Consider the following 6,093-nt stretch of genomic DNA (forward strand, 5'->3'; position numbering starts at 1 on the left):
TTAATTTGAAATAAAAATAGATTTAGAAATCCAATTAGGTGTAAGAACAAATTAATTCTTTAATTAACGTTCTAATTTGAGGTTCGGCATTTTTGGCAGCTTTTAGTACTTCTTCATGTGATACGCTTTCCATATTTTCTTCATTTCCCATATCGGTAATAACAGAAATTCCAAACGTTTCCAAATCCATATGTCGTGCAACTATTACTTCAGGAACGGTACTCATACCTACACAATCGCCACCAATATTTTTTATCATTTTATATTCGGAAAGTGTTTCATACGTTGGACCTTGTAGTGCAACGTATACACCTTCTTCTACTTGTATGTTTTTTGCATTAGCAATTTCCTTAACTTTTGCAATCATGTGATGGCTGTATGGCTCACTCATATTTACAAATCTTGGTCCTAATCGTTCATCGTTTATTCCTTGTAAAGGATGTTCAGGCATCATATTAATATGATTTGTAATTAAAACAATTGAGCCTACTTTAAATTTTGAATTTACGCCTCCGGAAGCATTAGAAACAATTAATTTAGAAACTCCCAAATATTTCATTACCCGAATTGGAAATGTAACTTCTTTCATCGTATGTCCTTCGTAATAATGAAAACGGCCTTGCATTGCGATTACTTTCTTAGTTCCAATAGTTCCAAAAAGTAAAGCACCTTTATGGCCAGCAACAGTTGAGGTTGGAAAATTTGGTATCTCCGAATAAGGTATGGAGAATTCAATAGCAATATCTTCGGCAAAACCCCCTAAACCAGAGCCTAAAACCACTCCGTATTCTGGTGTGAAATTTGTTTTTGCTTTGATGAATTCACACGTTTCGTATATTTGATTTAACATATTTTGAAGTATTTAGTTACTCAAATATACGAAAATTATAGTGTTTTTGATTAAAAAGTCTACGCGATTTTGTAGGAATCATTCTACAAAAAAGTTTCATTTAATATATTTATATTTGACAAATGTTTTTGCACCCAAATTGCATATTATAAAATCTCCCCAATTTTATAATAAAAATAGAAACATTTATGTTAGATTTTTTCAGCATAGTTTTGTTAAAAGACTTCAAGAATGCTTGAAGTCTTTTTTTTTGTTTTATAGTTTGAACCTAAATGGGTTTACAGCACCTCGTCTTTTCGTAAAAATAAAAATTAAAATAAAAATTCAACTCTAAATTGAAAAAACAAACAACATATTTATAAATTTATTTTTAAAAGGGTAAGTTTATAATAAAAAGTTCAAAAAATGCCGTTTCAATAATTTGATAGGTAAAATAAACGGCAACTAATAAGACCACAAACAAAATTAATGCAAATGTACCAGCGCCTTCTCCACCTGCTCTGAAGAGTGCCGAAAATAACAAAGGATAAACAACAAAAAGAACTAGTAATCCCAAAATAGATATAACTACAATTCCCATACTATCTGCCCAATTTAAAGTAAAAAAACTAATTTCATTACTATCAGTTAATTGAGAAGAAAAGTACACTTCTTTTATACTACTATTTTTTTCAAAATAGATTCCTTTTCTCCAATTGGAGTTTTCGTAATTGTCATCCATTAACAATTCGTCACCTTTTTCAAGTTGACTTATTACATCATACTTTCTTCCTGGACCAGCTCTTAAGTTTAGTTTTTTAGTTAAAATAGTAGATAATTTTATATTGTTTGAAATAGTTTTTTCATTCAAATCCCAATCAAATGTTACATATTCTTTACCATTCGCTTTTTTAATAAAAAGAGTATCTACAATCTTAGTACCTGATACCAAGTTGCCTTTTTTTGTAAAATAATTTAATAATTCTTCATTGCTATTACTACAATTCAGAGATACTTTGTAGCTTTCATCATTTAATTTTTCAATTGTTTGAATATCAAAAGACAGCAATTCATTTTCGCTTAAAAATCGTTGTTCAAACGTAAATAGGTTTTTATGGTCTTTAGGCCAAATATATTTTGAAGCCGCAGAAGTTTCACCTGAGTTTAATCTGTTAAAGGTTTTCTTTATATTTCTTTCGTTAGAATCACAGGAAACCAATACTAGTGAAAATAATGTCAGGTAAATTAAATTTTTCATTCTTGATTTTTTTACAAAAAGACCAATTCTTCTTTTTATTTATATGAATTGTAATACATGATTAATTGATTGCGGATTTAATATGTCTAATTAAAATGGCTTCGGTATATTTATCTAATCTTCCATATTGCCATGAGCCACATAAAATTGTAGGTATTTTTTTATTGTTTATTTCTGAATAATAAATTCCCTTTTCGCTATCTGTTTTTGAATTTTGAAGAATGATTTGTCTATAATATTCTGCTGCCATAGCATTTGGTATAATAATAACTTTTGGATTCAAATTGGCTATATGAGATTTTAAAATATTTAATTGTTCTAAACCAAATTCATTTAAATCACCATCATTGTTCTCAACCATTCTCTTTACAGCTTTTGAGTCAGTTTCTCTCATCAGGAACAAATCACAATGTTCAAATCCATCCTCACCAAGTTTCTTTGAAAAATTATGAAGTGTGTTAAAATATTTTCCATAATAAAAATCGTTTGAAGGATCTTTAGAATCAGTATTAATTTTTGTAAAATATTTTATTTCTTCATTTTCAATATCAGAATTAAAGGAATAATTAATGAATTTTTCATGAGTTTCTTCTCTCTTTTGAAAGGCTGGATTCAAACCAATAAATAAAATTTTGTCTTTTGTTTCTGGAACGGATAAATAACTTGGTACACGTTTCATTATTTCCTTATGGTAATCATCAAATATTAAATTATATTTATTCCATAATTCCGTAATTTGAGTGTTTAAATAATAATGTCCCATATTAAATAGTATTAAACGAATTTATTTTATTTGCATTTAAATTTATAGTCATTATCAGGTTGACAATAATGTCTAATGTCTCCACAATTGTTGCAAACTGGTTTAAATGAATAATCAAATCCAATTTTATTTTGAACTCTTCGTAAAGTATATTTGTGGCCTAATTCTCTTTGACAATCAAATTTTCTCCATGTTTCACCACCTCCACAATATTTACAATAATGAATTCCGTTTGAAACAGAATATTCATGGGTTTTATTTTTTTCCAATTCCGCTTTTTCCTTTGCTAATTGCTTTTCTTTATCTGCTTTTTCTTTTGCAATTTGTTTCTCCTTATCTGCAAGTTCCTTAGCTATTTGTTTTTCTTTAACATTCTTTTCTTTATTAAGATTAAAAATTATTGACTTTAATTCTTTATATCTTGTGTCAAATTCTTTTAAATCCATTTTACCAAACATGTCTTGTAGCTCAGATTTATACTTGATAAGTGCTAAATAATTTTCTTCCCAAGTATCATACAGATTATTTTTTTCTAAAGAATTAAAAAAAGCTTTAAGTAAGGGCTTAACACTTCTTTCATATATTTCTCCATCTTCTTTTTCCATTTCAATAAGATCGAGCAAGTCTTCATCATTTAAAAATTCTGGTACGCTAATTTCATTTATCAAATCGTACGCTAGGTTAGCAACATCATCCCTAATATTTAATTTAATAAAGAAAGGTATATTCAATGAATCGGTTATTTTTGAAATAAACTCAGCTTCATCGTCACCTATGTTACTTTCTTTTAATCCTTCATTTTCTTTCCAAGCAACAGCACATGCAGAAAATCAGCTAATAATTTTTGTTATTGGATCTTTATCATTTAGTTGCGATAAATGACCGCCTAAAGTTGTAAAAGTATTATAAGAATTGTTAAATCGATCATTATCCATTTTGAAAAATTTACGAATGGATCTAACAATGTTTTTTTCATTTTCAGTCATAGGTTGTGTTGCATTTCCACAGGCCCAAGCTGATCTCACAATTAATTCATCTAATTTTAAATTTGCCATTATTTTATTTTATAAACATTAATACTTCAAATTTAAATTAATAATTATTATATTTAGCCCAAATTATGCCCATGTATGTATAACGATTATTCTCAATTACTGATTGATGTTCAAAAAAAGTCAAATATTACGGTCACTTCACTTCGAGATGTTAAGTTTTTGAAAGAAGAAATAGATACGAATATTGATAATTCTATTGGCTTTAATACGCTTAGAAGGTTATTTGGATTTTTAGATAAAACAGTACCTTCTGTGACTACCTTAAATACCTTATCGTTGTATCTTGGTTTTTCATCTTTTTCTAGTTATAAAAATAATCAAGCTAATTATAGCGAATGGTATTTTCAGCAAACTTTGTTACGCATGCAACGCCAAAGTAAAATAGGAACAGAGGAAATAAATAAAATAAACATTGGTTTATTAGACGAAAAAAACATTGTTTATTTGGCTTATTTTTTATCATTTCATGTTGAGAAAAATAATTTAGAAATACTAGATGTTATTTTTAAGCATGTCGATTTTAAACACATAACAGGTACGCAGTTTCATAAATTTTCTACAACTATTTCATTGAGTCTGTCTAATATTCCAGAAAAAAAGGCTTTGCCCATTTATGAATCATTAATTCATTACGATACGTTTAGAAATAATATTCCGCTTTTGTATATAGATTACACCAATTTAAATTCAAGATATTATAAGATCCTTAAGATTATTGAAAGAAATGCGGCAAATGATTCTGATATATTTTTCGTGTCTTTAATGAAGTTTTATAAACGTTTTTATTCTGAAAATACTGATTATCAAGATATAGAAATTTTTAAGCCTATAGGATTTTCTGATTTCTATTCTGTATTAAAAGGAAGGTATTACGGATATTGTATTTTGAAATCAAAAAGCGTTAGTAAAACATTAAAAAACGATATTTTAAAGGAATGTACTACAATCCGAGTGAGTTTTTTCTTAGAAGAAATAATTCCTGCATTACTAATTAAAAATGAATATGAGTTTTTAAAATTGATATTAGATACGTATTACGAAGAACTTTTTGAGTCGGATGTATGGTCATCTACTACAACAAGTGCTATTTATTTAATTGGTTTGTCAAATAGTAACTGGCATGCAAAATCCTATTCTAGAGCCAAACGAAATTTAGAGTTAGTGCAATTGGAATTAGTTGAAATAGGCTATTATGATTACTTATCTTTGCTTTATTATTATACCAAATTAAAAATTAGTTTTTCAGAAAAAGCAATTGAAATAAATCGTAATGCCCTGAAAAATATAAAACTTCATGTTAAAAAAACAGGATTTAAATTATTTCTTTCATTAGCTAAAGAATTTAGTTTGAAATAAACGCTTAAACTTGAACTAACTTGAACTGTAGCTTTCATTTATATTTTATAGTTTTATAAAAAAATAGAAATATGTATTACGATAAGATTTTGCTAGATAAAATATTTAACAAAACAGGCATTTATATCACTAATAAAAACGAGTGTAAATTATTAAGTCAGATTATTGCTAGTGAGAAAAAAGGATACTTATCGGAATCTACTTTATATCGTTTTTTTCTTAGTCCAAATGGCAAACACAAGCCGTATAAAAATACTTTAAATATATTGGCTCAATTCTGCGGATATGTTTCTTGGGACAATTTTGTGAATTATTGTGATAGCGTGCATTTATTTACTGATGCTAATTTCTTAAATAAGACCTTCGATACAATTATTACTGATTTTGTAAATCATGCGAAATTTAACACTTTAATTGATGTTTTTGATAGTGTGTCAAACGAAAATTATAAAACAAAAGAATATGTTGGACTTCGGACTTTTATATCTTTTCAAAAAACCACATCGTTTTCAACTTTTGTTAAAAAATATGGGCAGCATGATTTTGTAAGAAATATTCTTTTAGAATCTTTATACGATCCTTTTCATCGAATTCAAGGCTATACAGATAGTTTTCAACATTATTTAGAATTAACAAATCCAAATGATACTAATTATTTGCAAGATTATATTTTTGCGAATGCAGTTTTGTTTCGTTATTTTTATTTTAATGATATTCTAAAAGCTAAAGAAATTGGTAAAAAACTTTATGGCTTACCTATTAGTTCCAATGATCTTGATACAATTTATATATTTCCAAAAGCGCGATATGTAGCATATAAAATGTGGTATTT

7 protein-coding genes are annotated in these 6,093 nt (G+C 27.3%); 2 read left to right on the forward strand and 5 right to left on the reverse strand.

The features are described from left to right. Positions 1-34: 34 nt before the first annotated feature. The 5 genes from ACIQ16_RS06890 to ACIQ16_RS06910 form a co-directional block, all read right to left on the reverse strand. Positions 35-850, reverse strand: a complete 816-nt coding sequence (locus ACIQ16_RS06890; protein ID WP_396149943.1) for a purine-nucleoside phosphorylase — start codon at positions 848-850, stop codon at positions 35-37. Between the two features lie 370 nt (positions 851-1,220). Then, positions 1,221-2,087, reverse strand: coding sequence for a hypothetical protein (locus ACIQ16_RS06895; protein WP_396149945.1), 867 nt, complete (start codon positions 2,085-2,087; stop codon positions 1,221-1,223). A 61-nt stretch (positions 2,088-2,148) separates the two neighbouring features. Further along, positions 2,149-2,850 (reverse strand): hypothetical protein, encoded by a 702-nt coding sequence (locus tag ACIQ16_RS06900; protein WP_396149947.1) that lies wholly within the window; start codon positions 2,848-2,850, stop codon positions 2,149-2,151. 26 nt (positions 2,851-2,876) lie between these two features. Continuing rightward, entirely contained in the window at positions 2,877-3,581 is a 705-nt protein-coding gene (locus tag ACIQ16_RS06905) for a hypothetical protein (protein WP_396149949.1), read from the reverse strand. A gap of 99 nt (positions 3,582-3,680) precedes the next feature. Next, a complete protein-coding gene (locus ACIQ16_RS06910) occupies positions 3,681-3,905 on the reverse strand; it encodes a hypothetical protein (RefSeq protein ID WP_396149951.1) in 225 nt (74 codons plus the stop codon). Positions 3,906-3,980: 75 nt separating this feature from the next. Here ACIQ16_RS06910 and ACIQ16_RS06915 point away from each other — a divergent pair, with 75 nt between their 5' ends. After that, on the forward strand, positions 3,981-5,261 hold the full coding sequence (locus tag ACIQ16_RS06915; RefSeq protein WP_396149953.1) for a hypothetical protein: 1,281 nt from the start codon (positions 3,981-3,983) through the stop codon (positions 5,259-5,261). Between the two features lie 71 nt (positions 5,262-5,332). After that, positions 5,333-6,093, forward strand: a 761-nt coding sequence (locus ACIQ16_RS06920) for a hypothetical protein (protein WP_396149955.1), incomplete at its 3' end; no start/stop codon positions are given.

It is taken from the genome of Flavobacterium sp., assembly GCF_044360715.1.
Taxonomy (GTDB): domain Bacteria; phylum Bacteroidota; class Bacteroidia; order Flavobacteriales; family Flavobacteriaceae; genus Flavobacterium.